The 18293-nt window shown below is 72.3% G+C and carries 16 protein-coding genes and 2 tRNA genes; 10 read left to right on the forward strand and 8 right to left on the reverse strand.

The genetic code is table 11. The features are described from left to right. Positions 1-76: 76 nt before the first annotated feature. Positions 77-934: a fumarylacetoacetate hydrolase family protein gene (locus AB0G35_RS13560; RefSeq protein ID WP_360948016.1), complete on the forward strand. Its 858-nt coding sequence runs from the start codon at positions 77-79 to the stop codon at positions 932-934. A 165-nt stretch (positions 935-1099) separates the two neighbouring features. On the opposite strand, the gene AB0G35_RS13565 is transcribed toward AB0G35_RS13560, so the two are convergent. Next, positions 1100-1597 carry a heme-degrading domain-containing protein gene (locus AB0G35_RS13565; RefSeq protein WP_360948018.1) on the reverse strand — a complete coding sequence of 166 codons (498 nt, stop codon included), beginning with the start codon at positions 1595-1597 and terminating at the stop codon, positions 1100-1102. Next, positions 1594-2736, reverse strand: a complete 1143-nt coding sequence (locus AB0G35_RS13570; protein WP_360948020.1) for a Gfo/Idh/MocA family oxidoreductase — start codon at positions 2734-2736, stop codon at positions 1594-1596. The genes AB0G35_RS13565 and AB0G35_RS13570 overlap by 4 nt, the downstream gene beginning before the upstream one ends. A 64-nt stretch (positions 2737-2800) precedes the next feature. Between AB0G35_RS13570 and AB0G35_RS13575 the strand changes: the two genes are divergently transcribed. Further along, on the forward strand, positions 2801-3955 hold the full coding sequence (locus tag AB0G35_RS13575) for an ROK family transcriptional regulator (RefSeq protein ID WP_360948237.1): 1155 nt from the start codon (positions 2801-2803) through the stop codon (positions 3953-3955). A 57-nt stretch (positions 3956-4012) separates the two neighbouring features. On the opposite strand, the gene AB0G35_RS13580 is transcribed toward AB0G35_RS13575, so the two are convergent. Continuing rightward, positions 4013-4378: a VOC family protein gene (locus AB0G35_RS13580; protein ID WP_360948022.1), complete on the reverse strand. Its 366-nt coding sequence runs from the start codon at positions 4376-4378 to the stop codon at positions 4013-4015. A 321-nt stretch (positions 4379-4699) separates the two neighbouring features. Continuing rightward, positions 4700-5479, reverse strand: a complete 780-nt coding sequence (locus AB0G35_RS13585; protein WP_360948024.1) for an HAD-IIA family hydrolase — start codon at positions 5477-5479, stop codon at positions 4700-4702. 713 nt (positions 5480-6192) lie between these two features. Between AB0G35_RS13585 and AB0G35_RS13590 the strand changes: the two genes are divergently transcribed. The 4 genes from AB0G35_RS13590 to AB0G35_RS13605 all read left to right on the forward strand — a co-directional run bounded on the left by AB0G35_RS13590 (position 6193) and on the right by AB0G35_RS13605 (position 9052). Then, the gene (locus AB0G35_RS13590; protein WP_360948026.1) at positions 6193-6543 is read left to right on the forward strand and encodes a hypothetical protein; all 351 of its coding nucleotides are present in this window, start codon (positions 6193-6195) and stop codon (positions 6541-6543) included. A 232-nt stretch (positions 6544-6775) separates the two neighbouring features. Further along, positions 6776-7420: a class F sortase gene (locus tag AB0G35_RS13595; protein WP_360948028.1), complete on the forward strand. Its 645-nt coding sequence runs from the start codon at positions 6776-6778 to the stop codon at positions 7418-7420. Positions 7421-7622: 202 nt separating this feature from the next. After that, positions 7623-8366, forward strand: a complete 744-nt coding sequence (locus AB0G35_RS13600) for a hypothetical protein (protein WP_360948030.1) — start codon at positions 7623-7625, stop codon at positions 8364-8366. Positions 8367-8425: 59 nt separating this feature from the next. Next, positions 8426-9052, forward strand: coding sequence for a hypothetical protein (locus tag AB0G35_RS13605; protein WP_360948032.1), 627 nt, complete (start codon positions 8426-8428; stop codon positions 9050-9052). 276 nt (positions 9053-9328) lie between these two features. Here AB0G35_RS13605 and AB0G35_RS13610 read toward each other — a convergent pair. After that, a tRNA-Lys gene (locus AB0G35_RS13610) sits at positions 9329-9402 on the reverse strand. A gap of 604 nt (positions 9403-10006) precedes the next feature. Here AB0G35_RS13610 and AB0G35_RS13615 point away from each other — a divergent pair. The 4 genes from AB0G35_RS13615 (at position 10007) to AB0G35_RS13630 (ending at position 15961) form a co-directional block, all read left to right on the forward strand. Further along, positions 10007-10426, forward strand: a complete 420-nt coding sequence (locus AB0G35_RS13615; RefSeq protein WP_360948034.1) for an SsgA family sporulation/cell division regulator — start codon at positions 10007-10009, stop codon at positions 10424-10426. A 662-nt stretch (positions 10427-11088) separates the two neighbouring features. Then, positions 11089-12069: a hypothetical protein gene (locus tag AB0G35_RS13620; protein ID WP_360948036.1), complete on the forward strand. Its 981-nt coding sequence runs from the start codon at positions 11089-11091 to the stop codon at positions 12067-12069. Positions 12070-12940: 871 nt separating this feature from the next. Continuing rightward, on the forward strand, positions 12941-13534 hold the full coding sequence (locus tag AB0G35_RS13625; protein WP_360948038.1) for a lytic polysaccharide monooxygenase auxiliary activity family 9 protein: 594 nt from the start codon (positions 12941-12943) through the stop codon (positions 13532-13534). Positions 13535-13828: 294 nt separating this feature from the next. Beyond that, complete coding sequence (locus AB0G35_RS13630; RefSeq protein WP_360948040.1) at positions 13829-15961, forward strand: AMP-binding protein; 2133 nt, start codon at positions 13829-13831, stop codon at positions 15959-15961. A gap of 254 nt (positions 15962-16215) precedes the next feature. Here AB0G35_RS13630 and AB0G35_RS13635 read toward each other — a convergent pair. The 3 genes from AB0G35_RS13635 to AB0G35_RS13645 all read right to left on the reverse strand — a co-directional run bounded on the left by AB0G35_RS13635 (position 16216) and on the right by AB0G35_RS13645 (position 18206). Next, positions 16216-16289: transfer RNA gene (locus AB0G35_RS13635), tRNA-Lys, on the reverse strand. A gap of 248 nt (positions 16290-16537) precedes the next feature. Next, on the reverse strand, positions 16538-17296 hold the full coding sequence (locus AB0G35_RS13640; RefSeq protein ID WP_360948042.1) for an IclR family transcriptional regulator C-terminal domain-containing protein: 759 nt from the start codon (positions 17294-17296) through the stop codon (positions 16538-16540). A gap of 472 nt (positions 17297-17768) precedes the next feature. Beyond that, entirely contained in the window at positions 17769-18206 is a 438-nt protein-coding gene (locus tag AB0G35_RS13645; RefSeq protein ID WP_360948044.1) for a hypothetical protein, read from the reverse strand. Positions 18207-18293: the final 87 nt, after the last annotated feature.

The raw sequence follows: 18293 nt of genomic DNA on the forward strand, positions 1-18293 counted from the left end.
GCTCGATGGCCGTCCCCCATCGGCCGGCCCGGAAGACCCTTCCAGGGCCGACCCTTCGACCACGGGAGTTGAACCGATGAAGCTGCTGCGTGTCGGACCGGTGGGGGCCGAACGCCCGGCGCTGCTCGACGGGGAAGGGGTTCTGCGGGACCTCTCGCAACTGGTGCCGGACATCGACGGAACACTGCTCGCGGACGACGAGAAGCTCGCCCGGATCCGCGCCGCCGCGGCCGCCGGCGATCTGCCCGCGCTGGACGGCGCGGGCCTGCGCACCGGTCCGCCGGTGGCCCGGATCGGCAAGGTCGTGTGCATCGGGCTGAACTACCACGACCACGCCCGCGAAACCGGCGCCCCGGCCCCCGAGGAGCCGATCATCTTCATGAAGGCCCCCGACACGGTCGTCGGGCCGGACGACACGGTCCTCGTGCCGCGGGGCAGCGTGAAGACCGACTGGGAGGCCGAGCTGGCGGTCGTCATCGGCCGTACCGCCCGCTATCTGGAGTCCGATGAGCAGGCGCTGGCGGCGGTGGCCGGTTACGCGGTGGCGCACGACGTCTCGGAGCGCGCCTTCCAGATCGAGCGCGGCGGCCAGTGGGACAAGGGCAAGAACTGCGAGACGTTCAACCCGCTGGGGCCGTGGCTGGTGACCGCCGACGAGGTACCCGACCCGCAGGCCCTCGGCATCCGGCTGTGGGTCAACGGTGAACCGAAACAGGACGGAACGACCGCGGAGCAGATCTTCCCGGTGGCCGAAGTGGTCCGCTACGTCAGCCAGTTCATGACGCTGTACCCCGGCGACGTCATCAACACCGGCACGCCGGCCGGCGTCGCCATGGGCCAGCCCGAGCCGAAGCCGTACCTCAAGCCCGGCGATGTCGTCGAGCTGGAGATCGACGGACTCGGCCGCCAACGGCAGCAGCTCAAGGGGGCGTAGCTTCCCACGTACTCGGCCGTCCCGCCGCGGTGGTTTCTCGCCGCGGCGGGACAGTCAGGTACGTACGGGGCGCCGCACAGCGCGACGGCGAGCAGCAACCACGGCGCTGCCGCCGAGTGCGTGGGGGCGCCGCACAGCGCGACGGCGAGCACCGCCGACGGCGGATCAGCCAGATGCGTGGGAAGACGCCCCGTGGAGGAACCGTTCGAGGCCCGCGACCACCAACGCATGGTCGTCGGCCTGCGGTAGGCCGGAGACCGTGACCACGCCGACGACGCCCGTGCCGCGCAGCCGGATCGGGAAGGCCCCGCCGTGCGCGGCGTACCGGTCCGGGTCCAGCCGTGAGGCCTCCTCGAAGGTGCGGCCCTTGGCGCGGAAGCGGGCGCCGACGAGGAACGAGGACTCCGCGTAGCGTTCGACGACGGCGGATTTGCGGGCGATCCAGGCGTCGTTGTCGGCGGAGGTGCCCGGCAGCGCGCAGTGGAAGAGTTGCTGGGCGCCGCGCCGGATGCCGATCGTGACCGCGGCGCCGCGGTCCCGGGCCAGCTTCACGAGCAGCGAGCCCAGCTCCCATGCGTCGTCGTTGCTGAACGTCTCGAAGACCAGGCGCCGTTCGTGCGCTTCCAGGGCGCGCACCTCGTCCTCGGCGGCGGGGGCGGTCATGCGCCCGGCCCTATCGGGACCGTCCTGCCCTCGGACGCCGACCGTTTCGCGGCCTCCAGGACGCGGAGGGCGGCTGCGGCCTCGGCCGCGGTGACCGGGGGGTCGCCGCCTTCGCGGAGGGCGCGGGCGATCGCGGCGTAGTACGCGGGGTAGTCGCCCGGGAGGGTGGGGACGGGATCGCCGCCGCCCATCCGGGGGGAGGCCCCGGCGCCGAGCCGGCCCCAGCAGGCCTTTGGTTCGACTCCCCATTCCGCGCCCTCGTCGCCGGGGCGCCGGCCCTCGCGGAGGGCGGCCTCCTGGGGGTCGAGGCCGTGCTTGGTGTAGCCCGCCTTGCTGCCCAGCACCCGGAAGCGGGGGCCCAGCAGGGCGGCGGTGGCGCTCACCCAGAGGTGGGAGCGGACGCCGCTTGCGTGGGTGAGGGCGATGAACGTGTCGTCGTCGGCCTCGGCACCCGGGCGGCGGACGTCGGACTCGGCGTAGACGGAGACGACCGGGCCGAAGAGCGTCAGCGCCTGGTCGGCGAGGTGGCTGCCGAGGTCGTAGAGGAGCCCGCCGATCTCGGTGGGGTCGCCGGACTCGCGCCAGCCGCCCTTGGGTGTCGGGCGCCAGCGCTCGAAGCGGGACTCGAAGCGCTGGACGTCGCCGAGGGCGCCCTCCTCGACGAGCTTGCGGACGGTGCGGAAGTCGTTGTCCCAGCGGCGGTTCTGGAAGACGGAGAGCAGCAGGCCGCGGTCGGCGGCGAGCGCGGCGAGCTTCTCGGCCTCCGCGGCCGTGGCGGCCAGCGGCTTGTCGACGACCACCGGCAGCCCGGCCTCCAGGGCGGCGGTGGCGAGCGGCACATGGGTCTTGTTGGGCGACGCCACCACGATCAGGTCCAGCTCGTCGGCGCGGTCGAGGACCGCTTCGGCGGTGGGGACCGTCCGCACCTGGGGATGCTCGGCGCGGGCCTGCGCCTGCCGCTCCGGACTGCTGGTGGAGACGGTGTCGAGCAGCAGTCCGTCGGTGGCCGCGATCAGCGGGGCGTGGAAGACGGAGCCGGCCAGGCCGTAGCCGAGCAGGCCGACCCGCAGGGGTTCGCCGGGGGAGCCGCCGTGGCGCTGCGGTGCGCCGGTGCGGCTCTTCTCGCTCGTCTCACTCATGCCCTCCACTTAAGCAACACTGTTGCTTAAGTGCAAGCTCTGTCGGACAATGGCAGGCGTGAGTATGGGTTTTCCCTCCGTCGGAGGCGTCGCCGGGCCGGTGGGCGGCGCCAACCTTCCCGCGTTGCGCGGGCACAACACCGCGCTGGTGATGGGGCTGCTGCGCGCGGCCGGGGAAGCGGGGGTCAGCCGGCCGGAGCTCGCCGCGCAGACCGGGCTGACCCCGCAGGCCGTCAGCAAGATCACCGCGCGGCTGCGCGCCGAAGGCCTGGCAGCCGAGGCGGGCCGCCGCGCCTCCACGGGCGGTAAGCCGGCCACCGCCCTGCGGCTGGTCCCCGGCGCCCGCCATGCCGTCGGCCTGCACCTGGACCGCGACGAGCTCACCGCCGTCCGGGTCGACCTCGCCGGCCGCGCGGTCACCGTCCGGCGCGCCCCGCTCGCCTTCACCGCGGGCGAGGAGCAGGTGCTCGGCACCGTCGAACGGGAGGTCGCGGCGCTGCTCACGGAGGCCGCGGGACCGCCGGTCCTGGGCGTGGGGGTGGCCTGCCCGGGCCCGCTGGACCACACGGCGGGGGTGCTGCACCGCGTCACCGGCGCCCCGGAGTGGGACGGCTTCCCGCTGCGGGACGTCCTCGCCGCGCGGTTCGCCCTGCCCACGGTGCTCGACAAGGACACCAACGCCGCGGCGCTCGGCCTGGCACACGGTATGCCCGCGGACGCCGGCTCCTTCGGCTATCTGCACCTGGGTACCGGCCTCGGCGCCGGCCTCGTCCTGGGCGGCAGCCTCTACCGAGGCCCGCGCACCGGCGCCGGCGAATTCGGCCACCAGATCGTCCAGTTGGACGGCCCGCGCTGTGGTTGCGGGCAGCAGGGCTGCATAGAGGCGCTGTGCCTGGCGGCGGTGGCCCGCGGCGATCTCCCGGGCGCCGCGCGGGTGCTGGGCGTGGGCGCGGCCAATCTCGTCGAACTCCTCGACATCGACCGGGTCCTGCTCGGTGGGCGCACCGTGCTCGACCATCCCGAGGAGTTCCTGGCCGGGGTGTCCCGGGCACTGGCCGCCCAGGCCCGCACCCGCGGCGGCCCCGGCGCCCGGCCCGCGGTGTCCGTGGCGCTCGCCCCCGGCGGCGCCCGCACGGTCGCCGACGGCGCGGCGGAGCTGGTCCTCGCCCCGCTCTTCGGCGGTCACCGGCCCGTACGGCAGACCGGCCAAGGGGATTGACGGGGGAGGCCGTCGGCGCGGACGCCGCCTTCGCCGAGGGCCCCGAGCTCACAGCCCCTACGGCGTGTGGCAGACCGCCTCGATGTTGTGGCCGTCGGGATCGCGGACGAACGCCCCGTAGTACGCGTCGTGGTACTCCGGCCACACCCGCGGCGCGTGCAGCGACTCCGCGCCGGCCGCCAACGCCGCGGCGTGGAACGCATCGACCGCCGCCCGGTCGGGCGCGCCGAACGCCAGATGGAGTTCGCGGCCCGGCCCCTCGTCCGTGGCCGGGACGAGCCAGAGCGTGTGCCCCGTCGTGCCGAAACAGAGGAACTCCCCGAACTCCTTCGTCCGTCCACCGCCGAGCGGGGCGAGCACCTGGTCGTAGAAGGCGGCGCTGGCCGCCACGTCCGTCACCTGAACCGCTATGTGATCGAGCATGCGCCCAGCGTGCCACCGGCCGGGCCGCCTGTCCCCGGGATTTCCGCGGCCCGGGTCCCGGTCGGCCCGCCGCCGGGTGCGAGTCGGCCCGCCGCCGGGTGCGAGGATCACCGCGGCGTCGCCGGCGACGGCACCGCGCTCCCCATCAAGACGCTGCACGACGGCCACAGCCCGGCCGACCCAGGCCCAGGCACAGGCACAGGGGTCGGGCCCAGACCCAGGCACAGGCGTAGGGGCCGGGCCCAGGCACAGGCGCAGGGCCGGGCCCGCCGCTGGACGCGGGGGCCCGGCCGCCTCGGACGCCGCGTGCGTGTGGTGGATTCAGACCAGGTCGACGAGGTCAGCGATGGAGTCCACCACGTTGGTCGGCCGGTACGGGTACTGATCGATGTCGGTGCGGCTCGTCAGCCCCGTCAGCACCAGGAACGTCTCCATCCCGGCCTCCAGCCCCGCCAGCACATCGGTGTCCATACGGTCGCCGATCATGGCGGAGGACTCGGAGTGGGCACCGATGGTGTTCAACGCGCTGCGCATCATCAGCGGGTTGGGCTTCCCGACGAAGTACGGCTCCTTCCCCGTCGCCTTGGTGATCAGCGCCGCCACCGATCCGGTCGCCGGCAGGGCGCCCGCGGGGGAGGGGCCGGTGTTGTCGGGATTCGTGGCGATGAAACGGGCACCGTCATTGATCAGCCGGATCGCCTTGGTCAACGCCTCGAAGGAATACGTCCGGGTCTCGCCCAGAATGACGAAGTCCGGGTTCAGGTCCGTCATGACGTAACCGGCGTCGTGCAGCGCGGTGGTCAGCCCCGCCTCGCCGATGACGTACGCCGTACCGCCCGGGTGCTGGTTGTCCAGGAACGTGGCGGTCGCCAGAGCGGAAGTCCAGATGTTCTCGGCCGGCACCTCCAGCCCGATCCGGTTCAGACGGGCATGCAGATCGCGCGCGGTGTAGATGGAATTGTTGGTGAGCACCAGGAAGGGCCGGCCTGAATCGCGCAGCTTCTTGATGAAGCGATCGGCCCCCGGCACGGGGACGCCCTCGTGCATCAGGACGCCGTCCATGTCGGTGAGCCAGGATTCGATGGGCTTACGCTCGGTCATGGTCCTACCGTACGAGCAGCTCCGGCCCGTGCGCCATCACGGGAAGAGGACGGTTGGGCGGGCCGGCGCGGGGGTTCCGGCGCACCGGCGAACCACCGGTGCAGAACCTTCGATTCGCTGGCGCCGGGCTTTCGGCTCGCCTGCGCCGGGCCTTCGGCTCGACTGAGCGGCCGGCGAGGAGGCGGGTGCGGCACCGACCATCGCGTCACGATCCCGACCGTCACCACGAACACCCCGCGGCGTCGTGCGCACAACACCGCTATTCCTCCCCCTCTTTCGACTATTCCTCCCCTTCTTTCGACACCATCGCCCTGTGCCCCGACTCGTGCCGCATTGCGGGGTGTACTCCCGATGGCGTACCAGGGCGTGCGGGGGCGGTACCCGCACCGCGCCCCGCTCCCGGTCGCCACCGGGCGCGCACGGCAGGACCTGCCCCGCTGCCCCTCGCCTCCCCGGTCCCCTCCCCAGGAGGTGACCCGCCCGCCAGGAGGCGACCTCCAAGACACGCGCTGTCGGGAGGCGACCTCCAAGGCACGCGCTGTCGGGAGGCGGCCTCCAAGGCACGCGCCGTGGAGGGAGGCCCTGCCCGGAGGCGCCCCGCTGCGAGGCGGCCCGCCAGGAGGTGACCCGCCACTCGAACGGCGCAGCTTCGGGCCGCCCCGGATGCGGGCGGGCCCGTGGAGGCGGACCTTCGGAGGCATCGGAGGTGCACCATGGGCTCACCGCAACTCGCTCTCTGCGCCGCGGTCGCGGCCGCCGCGGTGACGATGGCGCCCGCGTATGCGGCGGATCCGTACGGCGCCCGGACCGACACGGTCTCCGTCACCCGCCCGTCGGCCGCCCACGGCGGCGCGCACCCCGTGCCCGCCAGGCTCGCGGCCGCCGTGCCGGGACCGACACCGCTCGCCCCCGCCCCGCACGCCGCCCCCCGCCGCGAGCTGAGCAGCACCTCGGCCGTCGGCCTGGTACTCGCCGGCGGCGCCGTCCTGGTCATCGCGGGCCAGCTGCTGCGGCTCCGGCTGCGACTCCGCCGCGAACGGCAGGGCGAGGCGGATGAAAGCTGAGGACGAGGGGCCTTGGACGGACGAGGCGCGCCGGACGGACGATGGACGCCGGACGGACGAGAGGCGTCGGACGGACCAGAGACATCGGACGGACGAGAGGCGCCGGACGAACGAGAGACATCAGGCTACGGACCAGAGACATCGGGCTACGGACCAGAGGCACCAGGCTGATGAGGGGCGCCAGGTCACCGGCCACGGTCGGCCCGGGCAGCTGCTGGCCGGACTGGGCTGGGTGGTCCTGCTGCTGGGACTGTGGCTGTGGGGCCGCGACCTGTCCGGCGGTGCGGCCGCCCCGCTCACCGCAACCGGTGATGTCGCCGCCGTCGGCCGCCCGTTGGGCCGCCAGGCACCCCCGCACACACACGCCCCGGTCCCGGCCCCCGCCACCGTACGGCCCAGCCGGCTGAGCATCGCTGCACTGGGGGTGCACGGGGCGGCGATCCAGTGGTACGCCCAGGGGCCGCAACCGGGGGAGGCGGGTGCGGCACTGCTCAGCCTGCAGGGCAGGCACGATGAGGGGGAGTGGGCCGGCGGCAGGAACGACGTGACCGGTGGTCGGGAGGGCCTGGCCGGTGGCCGGGTGGGTCTGATCGGTGGCCGGGAGGGCCTGATCGGGGGCCGTCGTCCGTCGCTCAGTGGTCTCAGGCCGGGGGAGCGGGTGGACGTCGTGCGCTCCGACGGGAGTACGGTCCGGTTCGCCGTCGAGGACGTCCAGCTCCACGACCGGGCCCACTTCGAAGCCCGTACCGCCTACGCCGCCCACGACCCCGGCCGCTCCGAACTCCGGCTGACCGGGGAGGCTCCCGGCGGCAGGGGCATGGTGGTGGTCTCGGCCTACCTGACGGGCTATCAGCCCGCTGGCGCACCCCGCGGTTGAGGCGCTACGCGCGACGCACTACGCGCTGCGGCGACGACCGGCGCCGACGGCCGGACGACCGCGGCATGCGGGGCGTGACAGTCACAGCAGGCGCCGCACCTTCCCCCGCCCCCCCGCCTCCACCCCTGCCCCCGCCTCCGTACCCGCGGCGCTTCGCGGATCGCACTGGACCTGGGCGCGGCTCACCGCCGTCGCCCTCGCCGTGCCCACCGCCCTGGTGTTCTTCAGCAGCCTCGGCGCCGGCGTACCGGACCGCGGCCCCACCGCCGCCCGGATGGCCGGCCCCGGCCATGTCATCAAGGAACTGCCCGTCGTCGCCGTACGCCACGTCGAACGCTCGGGCAGCAGCAACCGCTCCGCGTCCGAAGCCGACTACACCGTCCGTCTCCCCGCACCCGACGGCGGCCGGGGCGTACCCGCTACCTTCCGCGCCGAGGTCCCCCGCGGCGTCCGGGCCCCGGGCGACACACTCTTCGTCGCCTACGCGCCCGAGCGGCCCGAATGGGGCGCGGTCGGTGCGGTGCGCCGCGCCGACGTCGAGGCCCAGCTCGTCGGCCGCACCCTGTCCGACGGCAGCACCCTGACCTCCGCCGTCCTGTGGACCGTCGCTGCCGCGGCGATGGTCGGTACCGGTACGGCGATCACCGGGCCGCCCCGCCGGTCCCGCCGGGTCGACGAGAGCTGGGTGGCCCTCCGAGCGACAGCGAACGGCCTCCCCGAACACACCCAGAACGAAGTCGATAGCGCAGTCGAGAACGAAGCCGAGAACGAAGCCGAGGACAAAGCCGGGAGCGAGGGGAGAACCAAGGCAAGAACAACCGAGACAAGAACAACCGAGGCAAGAACAACCGAGACAAGAACAACCAAGACAAGAACAATCGAGACAAGGGCAACCAAGACAAGAACGAAGACGGCAGCGGGAAGCGCACCACGGCCGACTGCCTGACCCTGCAAACGGCGGCCGGGCCCGTCCCACTCCACCTCGAAGCCTCACACCGCCACGCCGTGCCGCTGCTCACCGGCACCGAGGGCTGGCTGCTCTGGAAGCCGACCGGGGGAACTGCTGCCGGAGCGAAGGCCGAGGGCAGCACCAAGGACGAGGCCGTCGGAGTGGAGCCCGAGGTCCGAGCGGAGGACGAGGCCGCCGGGGTCGAGCCCGAGGCCGGAGCGGGGGCCGCGGCCGCCGGAGGGAAGGTCCGTGACACGGCAGGCTCGGGCTCTCCGGGCAAGGTGCGTGCCGACTTCGTGGCCGACGAAGGCTGGCAGCTTCCCGGACGCATCCCCGGGGCCGAGGCCGACCGGATCGCCGCGGCCCGCCCGTACGCACCCTTCCCGCTCGACGCCGGCCGCCGGACGCGTCTGCTGGAGCTCAGCAGCCACTGGCCGCGCACGGTGCCGGTCGGTGTACTGCTCGGCATGATCCTTTCGGTGGCCGCCGCGGGAGCCCTGCTCCTCCCGGTGGACGGTGGCTGGCGGGTCTGGACGGCCCTGGCGGGCGCCCTCGCCCCGCTCGTCCTCTGGATGACCACCGGACGCGTCACCCCACCATCGGAGCAGCCCGCAACGGGACGGGCCGCGCATTCCGGGGGAGGGACGGGGGACGGAGATCGCCCCAGCCACCTGACCAGGTAATCCAGCCCTCATCCCACACCCCACAGCCGCGCCACACCCACAGCCGCGCCACACCCACAGCCGCGCCACAGCCCGCAACCATGCCATTGCTCCCAGCAGAGCCACAGCCCGCAGGTCGACGGGAGGACGGGTGGGGCGGAATCTCCGCCCCACCCGCGCATGACTGAAGACATGACCGAAGACATGACTGACCGGCATGGCTGAAGGCATGACTGAGGGATGCATGGCGGCATGACTGAGGCCCCCCGCCATTGGCGAGGGGCCTCAGTCTTACAGTGCGCCGCCAGGGACTCGAACCCCGGACCCGCTGATTAAGAGTCAGCTGCTCTAACCAACTGAGCTAGCGGCGCCTGCTGACGTCAAGAACTCTACACGACCTCGGGCGGTGCTCCGTACCCCGGACAGCCCAGCTCACGCACCCGGTGCCTGTGATCCCGACCACTCCCGTCAGCCCTCGCCCGTCCCGCGGCCCTCCCTCCGGTCCCCCCGACTCTCGCTCCCCACGTCGCGCCCCGCCACCACCCAGCCCCACCCTGCCCACCCCGGCATGCCCGAGCCTGCACCCCCCGCCGCCTCCCTCCCCCCGCCGCCCGTCATCACCCTCCACTGCCCCCTACCGCACAAATCCCACCCACCCCACCGGGTCGAAAGCCCCCTGATTTCGGGACCTTCGACTGCCGAACCGCCCGATTTGCTCTGTGAAGATCGAGTTCACCGACCCCATGGCTTTAGCGCAGCAGTTGCCCCGTCAACGTGCGATATGTCCTAGCGGTTGAGAGGCTGCAGCCAAGAGCCAGGGCGAACGGATCGAGCACGCGAACAGGGAGGCAGCCATGGCGTCCGTCACTCCTCCTTCGCCTCCAGCAACCCCACCCTCCACAGCAACGTCTGCCAAGACGCGCGCCCCGGGCCGGGCACCCGGGACTCGCCCCTCTGTCGGAAAGGTTGATCGTCGTGGTGTCGACAGCCAAACGCACCCTTGAGATGCGGCTCCTCCTCGGACCGGACGAAGAAGTTCCGGTAGCCGGCCGGTTCAGCTACCGCAGCGACCGCCCGTACGAGGTAGAGGTGGCCTTCATCAGCCGCGGCCGCACGGTCGCCACCTGGGTGTTCGCCCGTGACCTGCTGCTGATCGGGCTGTACGACGAGGCCGGTGAGGGCGACGTACGGGTGTGGCCGTTCCGCCGGCCGGGCGAGCAGCGCCGGGTGCACATCGAGCTGACCACCGACGACAGCGTCTGTGAGCTGACGATGCGTGCCGCGGAACTCACCGCTTGGCTGGAACAGACCGCGGCGATCGTCCCACCCGGCGACGAGAGCCGCTATCTCGACATGGACATGCACCTGGCCCGGCTGCTTGCGGGGAAAAGCTAGGGAGGGCTGAAAGGCTGATGGGGGAGACGACGATCAGGGGCACGGCGCCGGCGACGGCAACAACGGCGACGGCAACGGCCACGACCACAGCGACGGTCACGGCCACGACCACGGCAACGGCGACGGCGACGGGGCCGGCAACGGACCGGGGGAAAGCTGACACGGGGACGCCGGTCGCGGCCCGGACGGATGCGGCCGCTGGAACGAGGGCAGCCGCTGCGACGAGGGCAGCCGCTGCGACGAGGGCAGCCGCTGGGATGAGGGCAGCGGCCGGGGCGGACGTGGCCGCTGAGCCGGATGCGGCTGCTGAGCGGGATGCGGCTGCTGCGATGAGGCCAGCGGTGAGGGCTGCCATGGTGACGGCGGCGACTCCGGAGGCGGAAGCGACACCTGCAACAGCCGGAGGAGCGGAGGAGACTCCTGGGGCGGCCGGGACGGTCGCGGCTCCTGGGACGGCCGAGCTGGCGGTTCCCGGGTCGGCCCATACGGCAGCGACTCCCGGAACGCTGGCGGCTCCGCGCGCGGCAGGCTCCGTACCCGCCGCACGGCGCGGTACGGAATCAGACCCGTCGACCGGCGGAACCTGCGGCCAGACCCACCAGAGCGCGGGCCACGACCCCCGCGTACACGGCTTCCTGCCCGAGCGGCCACCGGTCCGTTCCATGATCGGAACGTGGAGCCGGCTGGACGCCATGGCGCGCGCCGCCGCGACCGCACCCGACCGCGAGACCGCCGTCGCGCTCGTCGAACGCGCCCATCGCGACGGCGAGTTGTCCGCCCTGCGCCAGCGGGTCTCCCGTCTCTCGCCGCGCAACGCGGAGGCCGCGGCCATGCGCATCGCCGTGATCGCGGTGGCGTGCGGCTGGTGCGGACTGGATCCGCAGGCGCCGGCCGCGCGCGAGGTCGCCGACGAGGCGTTCCTCGAACTGTGGGCGGCCATCGCGCACCGCATCGACCACGACCAGTTCGTCGCCCTGCCCACCCTCGCCCTCCACAACTGGGCCCCCGAACGCAAGCCCCGCCGCCACATCCCCATCGACCAACTGGCCCGCACCGAACAACTCGTACCCATCGTGCGTTGGGCCCCCGAAGGGCAACCGCTCAGCCGCCTGGACCGGCTGATGCTCGCCGCCACCCGCCTGGAGGCACACGGGATCTGGCTGCTGCGGCTCGCGGAGACCCTCGCGGGCCGTTCCCCCGACGACTCCTCCACGCCGACGGCCCTCCGCCGCCTGGTCCGGGTCCAGCACGCGCTACGCGCCCAACTCCACGCGGAAGCCGCGGAACTGGCCGCCGCACCGGCTACTCCGCAGCAGCGCGCGGTGCTTGGCGCGCTCGTCGAACAGGGTGCTCTGGAGCCGCCCGTACTCCAGGCCGCCGACGCGGTACTCGGCATCGGCGGCCGCCGCATGGGCGAGGGCCGCCGCCAACTCCTGCGCCGCCATCTCCCGGCCCAGCACCGCGCCTGGCTCAGCGCGATGGACCGGCACTGCGCGCCCGTACGCACCCTCGCCCACCGCGGCGGCCCCGACGCCGCCGTCTACCGCGAGGCCCAGGAATCCCTGATCGCCCTACGCCGCACCTACACCGCCCTGGTCCACACCGCCGCCCGCCCCACCACCCCCCTCCCCACCGCCGCCTGACCACCCTCCCCACAGCAGCCTGACCACCCTTCCCACCGCCGCCTGTCCCTTCCGCCACAAGTCGCCTGAGCCTGCCCTCCGCCACGGTCGTCTGACTCCGCCACGGTCGTCTGAGCCTGCCCTCCGCCACAGACGTCGAGCCTGCCCTCCGCCACAGTTGCCTGGGTCTGCCCTCTGCCGCACTCTCTGGGTCTGTCCCTGTCCGAGCTGCCCGCCCCCCGCCCCCGCCCCTCCCCACCTCCCCGCACCTCGATCTGGACATTGGCCGGAATCGCATGGTCACGTCACATGGCCGGATCGCATGACCGGGTCGCATGGTCGAGTCGCATGGACTGGTCACCCCGTTGACCGGGTGACCGCATAGCCCCGGTCGCCACGTCGAACCGAAACCGGATCGCCGCCCCGCGCCGATCCGCGACCTGCCGGGGCCCGCCAACTGTGCCGTCGGCCACCCGAGTCGACCCACTACGCACACCGGTCCCTCACTGCACCGATCCACCACCGCTCCGATTGATCGGCTGCCTCCGTTCGGCCCAGCCGCAGGGCCCATCCCCATGCGCCTGCACCGGTCCCGAGACCGCCCGATCCGATCGTCGGCCGGATTGATCCCGCCCCGATCGTCGGCCGAAGCGATCCCGCCCCGATCGTCACCCCGACTTCGAGCTCACCGCCCCTCACCCCGATCCGGCCGTCCCTAACGACCCAGCAACAGCCCTCCGTCCGATCACCGCCCCCATCCCGTCACCGCCTGGATCCGGTCCTGGCATTGGTCTGGACATGCCCAACACCGGTTATTAGTCTGCTGTTTGGTCTAGACCGCACGCGCTCACTCGGCTCACGGAACTCCCCCCACGTTCTTCAGGAGCGAAGCATGCGCAAAAAGATCAGTGCTGCCGTCATCGGGCTCGGTGTCATCGGTGTCTCGTTGCTCTCGACGGGCAGCGCCTCCAGTCACGGCTACAGCGATGCGCCACCGAGCCGGCAGGCGCTCTGCGCCAACGGGACCGTCAAGGATTGCGGTGCGATTCAGTACGAGCCGCAGAGCGTCGAGGGCCCCAAGGGCTTCCCTGCCGCAGGTCCCGCGGACGGCAAGATTTGCTCCGGTGGTCGCGAGAACTTCGCCCAGCTCGACGACCCTCGTGGCGGCAAGTGGCCCGGCACCAAGCTCACGCCTGGACAGGGCTACACCTTCACCTGGCGGCTCACCGCACGGCACGCCACCACGGACTTCGAGTACTTCATCACCAAGGACAGCTACGACCCCGCCAAGCCCCTCACCCGCGCGGACCTCGAACCCGAGCCGTTCATGACGGTCCCCATGGGCGGCGCCCGCCCCGGGGAGACCGTCCAGCATCAGGGCACGATCCCCACCCAGAAGTCGGGACGCCACATCATCCTGGGGGTCTGGAACATCGCCGACACCGGCAATGCCTTCTACGCCTGCTCGGACGTCGATCTGTCCTGAACTGCTGCTCCTTCTGACCGCCTGCCATTTCGGACCTCCATCACTCGCTTTGGGTGTTCCTGCACTTGACGCCTCCCCGGCTTCCCTCGGGGAGGCGTTAATTACGTTACGGAGGGCAGGAGTTGGCGGCGTCACACCACGGGTTGGTTGTGGTGGGGGTGTGGGGTGGTACCAAGGGTTGATGTGCGGGCAGGGTGACTGGGTGCGGGGCAAGTCGGTGAGGGGCGGCTTGTTGCGGGGTGGTGCTGCGGTAGGGATGCAAAGCTGACGCTGTGTCAGTTACAGTGCGGCGGCATGACGGCGGCCAAGGGCAAGGCCAAGCACAAGGTCAACAGCAAGGCCAAGGGCAAGGGCACGAGCGACAGCCTGGGCAAGAGCGTCGGCAGGGATAACGACAAGGACAGGGACAGGGACAAGGACAGGGGCAGGGACAAGGGCAAGGCAGAGGGCAAGGGTGACGGCCGGGGCAAGAGTGATCGCCGGGGCGGCGCGGCGGGTGGGCGCGGTCCAGGGACCGTCGCTGAGCTGGTGCAGGCGCAGTGGGGTGATCACCGGGTCGGGGCGCAGTGCGGGGAGCGGGTGCTGACGCATCACGAGCTGGCGGGGGGAGCCGCGGCGCGGGCCGCGCTGCTGGGGGAGCTGTTACCGCGCGGGGCGGAACCGCACATCGGTGTGCTGCTCGACAACATCCTTGAGTATCCGTTGTGGCTGAGCGCGGCGGCCCTCGCCGGAGCCGCCGTGGTCGGGATCAACCCCACGCGGCGCGGCCCGGAGCTCATGCGCGACATCCGTCATACCGAGTGCGGCTTGTTGATCACCGAACGCCGCTACCTGCCGCTGCTCGCCGGACCGGAACGCGGCCTCGGCGTTCCGTCCTGCCCACTCGGGGTTCCGCCCCGCGCACTCGGGGTTCCGCCCCGCCCAGTCGGGGTTCCGTCCCGCCCACTCGGCGCTCCGTCCCGCGGACTCGGCATTCTGGCCTCCGAACAGGTCCTGATCGTTGACGACCCTGCCTATGAGGAACTGCTCCGCCCGTACGAGGGCGTTTCGCCCGCGGACCCCCTGTCGGTTGCGGGGCCGCGAGGCGCGGCCCCGGCGCCGGGACCGGGGACGCGGATGCTGCTCTACTTCACGTCCGGTTCCACCGGCGCGCCCAAGGCGGCCCTCTGCACCCAGGGCCGGCTGGCTGCCGCCGGCCGCTCGCTCGTCGACTTCCTCGGGGTGCGGCGGGACGACGTGCACTACCTCTGCATGCCGATGTTCCACGGCAACGCCGTGATCGCCGGCTGGGCCCCCGCGCTGGCCGGCGGCGCGGGCATCGCGCTGCGCCGCCGCTTCTCGGCCTCCGCGTTCCTCCCCGACGTACGCCGCTACGGAGCCACGTACTTCACATACGTCGGGCGCGCCGTCCAGTATCTGCTCGCCACTCCGCCCGCCCCCGACGACCGTGATCATCCGCTGCGGACCGGGTTCGGCACCGAGGCGGGCGCCGTCGACGTCGCCCGGTTTGCGGAGCGGTTCGGCGTACGCCTGATAGAGGGGTACGGCTCCTCCGAGGGCGGTGCGGCGATCCAGCGCACCCCGGACACCCCGCCCGGCGCCATCGGCCGACCCGCCCCCGGCGACGATCTCGCCGTCGTCGACCCCGGGACCGGCGCCGAACTGCCACGCGCCCGGCTCGACGCGGCCGGCCGACTGCTCAACGGGGAGGAAGCGATCGGCGAGCTGGTCAACCGGGGCCGCAGCTCCTTCGAGGGCTACTGGCGCAACCCCGAGGCGACCGCCGAGCGTACCCGCGGCCGGTCCACGGGAGGGCGGGTCGGCGCGGGCTGGTACTGGACCGGTGATCTCTTCTTCCGGGACACCGAGGGGTTCTTCCACTTCGCCGGGCGGACCGACGACCGGCTGCGGGTCGACAGTGAGAACCTTGCCGCCGCGATGATCGAGAACATCCTCGCCCGGTACGCCCCGGCCACCGGGGTCGCCGTGTACGCCGTGCCGGACCCGGTTGCCGGGGACCAGGTGATGGCGGCCCTGGCGCTACGCGACGGGGCCGGATTCGACCCGGAGGACTTCGCGGCCTTCCTCGCCGCGCAGCCCGACCTCGGGACGAAGATGGCGCCCCGGTTCGTACGGACGGTCGCAGCGCTGCCGGTCACCGCCACGAACAAGGTGCACCGGGTCGCGCTGCGGCGGGCCGGCTTCCGCTGTACGGACCCGGTGTGGTGGAGGCCGATGGGGGAGGGGCGGGCCGGGACGGGACACCTGGGGCCCGCGGAAAATCTGGGGCCCGCGGAAAGCCTGGGGCATCTGGGGCGCCTAGAGCGCCTGGGGCACCTGGGATACCGGAGGTTTACGGCGGAGGAGAGGGATGCGCTGCTGGACGTCTACCGCGAGCACGACCGTCTGGTGTTGCTGGAACGATGACCGGACGGCGCGGTGATCGGACGGCGCGGTGATCGGACGGCCCGGCGGCCCGGTGACCCGGTGACCCGGTGACCCGGCGGCCCGGTGACCGGACGGCACGTGGAGCGAGCGGCACGTGGAGCGAGCGGGCCGGATCGTGGCGGCAGGTGCTGCCATCCGCCACTGTAGGCACCACCAAGCACCACTAGGCACTAGGAACCACTGAACACAACGAAGTGGGCGCCCCCGGAAACCGAGGGCGCCCACTTCCTACGTGCGCCGCCAGGGACTCGAACCCCGGACCCGCTGATTAAGAGTCAGCTGCTCTAACCAACTGAGCTAGCGGCGCGCGCTGACGAAAGAAATACTACCTGGTCGAGAGGGGTGCTCATGACCACCCGCCGAGAGCACCGACCGCGGGGCGCCTCCACCCCTACCGGCCCGCGAGGCACCCCCGCCCCTACCGGCCCGCCGGGTCGGCCCCGGCCCGGCCCGGTCAAACTGGCCCGGCCCGATCAACCCGGCCCGGCCCAGCCCCGCCCGATCAACCCGGCCCGGCCCAGCCCCGCCCGATCAACCCGGCCCAGCCCGGCCCGATCAGATCGCCAACGAGAGCAGAACCGGCGCCGCCTTGCGGTTGAGGGTGTCGGCGGCCTGGCGGAGGCGGTGGGCGTGTTCCAGGGGCATCGACAGGGCGAGGCAGCCCACCGTCGAACCGGCCGTGATCGGTACGGCGGCGCAGACCGTGCCGACGGCGTACTCCTGGAGGTCCAGGACGGGGACGGTGGGCGGCTGGCTGTCGAGCTTGTGGAAGAGCCCCTTCTCGTTGGTGATCGTCCGGGACGTGAGCCGGGCGGTCTTGTGGCGCGAGAGGTGGTCCTTGCGGCCGTCGTGGTCGAGCTGCGCGAGCAGGCATTTGCCGACCGCGCTGGCGTGTGCCGTGCGGCGGAACTCGGCCCATTCGTTGACCTTCGGTGCCAGCGGGCCGTCGGCGTAGTGCAGGATCTTGACCTCGCCGTCGATGTACCGGCTGATGTAGACCGCCGCGCCGACCGAGTCCCGCAGCTGGTCGAGGGTGCGCTGCAGCTTGTCGCGCAGCGCCTGCTCGCGGTTGCCGCCGGATCCCAGCAGCAGGAGCGATTCGCCGACGACGTACGCGCCGTCGGTGACCTGCTCGACATAGCCCTCGCGCCGCAGCATCGACAGGAGGTGGGCCAGCTGGCCCAGGGACAGGCCGGTTTCCTGGGCGATCTGCACATCGGTCACGCCGTCGGCGTGCCTGGAGATCATTTCGAGCACGCGAAGGGCGTACTGCACCGAATGGAACGGCGCGGTCGGCTCGGGCTTCAGCGCCACGGTGTCCCCCTAGCAGGTTGGTACCGCTTGCGTCGTGGCCGCCGTCGGCAGGCCGGACGACGTCATGGACGACCGGTCCCGGAGAACGGGGCTGCTATCACGATAGCGGCCAACCGCCCTCGATGGAGGGGGTCTTGACCGAAAAGAGGTGGGCTTCAGTTTTCTGTACTGGGGCTTGAGACTCTGGCATATGCCAAGGTCAAGAGGGCGGGGTCCGGGGCCGGATCGCCCCGGTGGCGCCCGCCCACCCCCGGGACCGGCGGGAGAGGGCCTCGGGAGTGAGGGGTTGGCGATGATATTCGGCCAACTTGTGGCCGGTAGCAGGCCCGTTGCAGGCCCAAGGTGGGACGGGACGGGCGGCGGGCCACCAGAGGTACGGCAGGGGCGCCGCCGTGGCGCCGGCCGGGCCCGCCGGCCCGTCCCGTCCGGGAGGGCCGACGGACCGCTCAGGACGCCGGTGCCGGCGAGGCGCTCAGGACGTCCGGAGCATCTTCTCGTCGCTGGTCCACTTGATCTTGTCGCCCTTCCTTGTGCTGACGTACCACAGGAAGACGTGCTTCTCGGCCATCTGGCGGTCGAAGTGGCAGACCTGCCAGCCGCCCTTGTAGTTGCCGTAACACCGGTAGCCCGGCTGGCCGTTGGAGTTGACCGTGCCGCGGACCTCGACCCGCAGGCCGTCCTTGAACTTGGTGTACGCGGGCTTGTAGTGGCACTTGACGGCGCCGCTGCCGAACTTGTCGGTCTTCCGGTCGAGCCGGTCGGTGTAGGCGGAGACCTTGCAGCTCTTCTTCTGCACCGTGGCCCCGTGGTCCGCCGCAAGGGCGGTGCCCGACGCCATGGGCGTCGTACCGAGAATGCTCACGGCGGCGGCACTCACGAGGAGTGCGCGGGCTGCCTGGTGAACGCGCATCTGATCCCCCTTCGATTCTTTATCGGCCGGGGCGGGAACGGCCGCCCGCGGGAATTCCGGATAACGTCCGGAATTCCCCCGACGGCG

The sequence above is a fragment of the Streptomyces sp. NPDC021749 genome (genome assembly GCF_040640655.1).
GTDB lineage: Bacteria > Actinomycetota > Actinomycetes > Streptomycetales > Streptomycetaceae > Streptomyces.

Excerpts from the sequence above, each read along its gene's own strand:
- AB0G35_RS13560 (WP_360948016.1), top strand. The coding sequence starts at position 77 with ATGAAGCTGCTGCGTGTCGGACCGGTGGGGGCCGAACGCCCGGCGCTG.
- AB0G35_RS13565 (WP_360948018.1), bottom strand. The coding sequence starts at position 1,597 with ATGACCGCCCCCGCCGCCGAGGACGAGGTGCGCGCCCTGGAAGCGCAC.
- AB0G35_RS13570 (WP_360948020.1), bottom strand. The coding sequence starts at position 2,736 with ATGAGTGAGACGAGCGAGAAGAGCCGCACCGGCGCACCGCAGCGCCAC.
- AB0G35_RS13575 (WP_360948237.1), top strand. The coding sequence starts at position 2,801 with ATGGGTTTTCCCTCCGTCGGAGGCGTCGCCGGGCCGGTGGGCGGCGCC.
- AB0G35_RS13580 (WP_360948022.1), bottom strand. The coding sequence starts at position 4,378 with ATGCTCGATCACATAGCGGTTCAGGTGACGGACGTGGCGGCCAGCGCC.
- AB0G35_RS13585 (WP_360948024.1), bottom strand. The coding sequence starts at position 5,479 with ATGACCGAGCGTAAGCCCATCGAATCCTGGCTCACCGACATGGACGGC.
- AB0G35_RS13590 (WP_360948026.1), top strand. The coding sequence starts at position 6,193 with ATGGGCTCACCGCAACTCGCTCTCTGCGCCGCGGTCGCGGCCGCCGCG.
- AB0G35_RS13620 (WP_360948036.1), top strand. The coding sequence starts at position 11,089 with ATGATCGGAACGTGGAGCCGGCTGGACGCCATGGCGCGCGCCGCCGCG.
- AB0G35_RS13625 (WP_360948038.1), top strand. The coding sequence starts at position 12,941 with ATGCGCAAAAAGATCAGTGCTGCCGTCATCGGGCTCGGTGTCATCGGT.
- AB0G35_RS13630 (WP_360948040.1), top strand. The coding sequence starts at position 13,829 with ATGACGGCGGCCAAGGGCAAGGCCAAGCACAAGGTCAACAGCAAGGCC.
- AB0G35_RS13645 (WP_360948044.1), bottom strand. The coding sequence starts at position 18,206 with ATGCGCGTTCACCAGGCAGCCCGCGCACTCCTCGTGAGTGCCGCCGCC.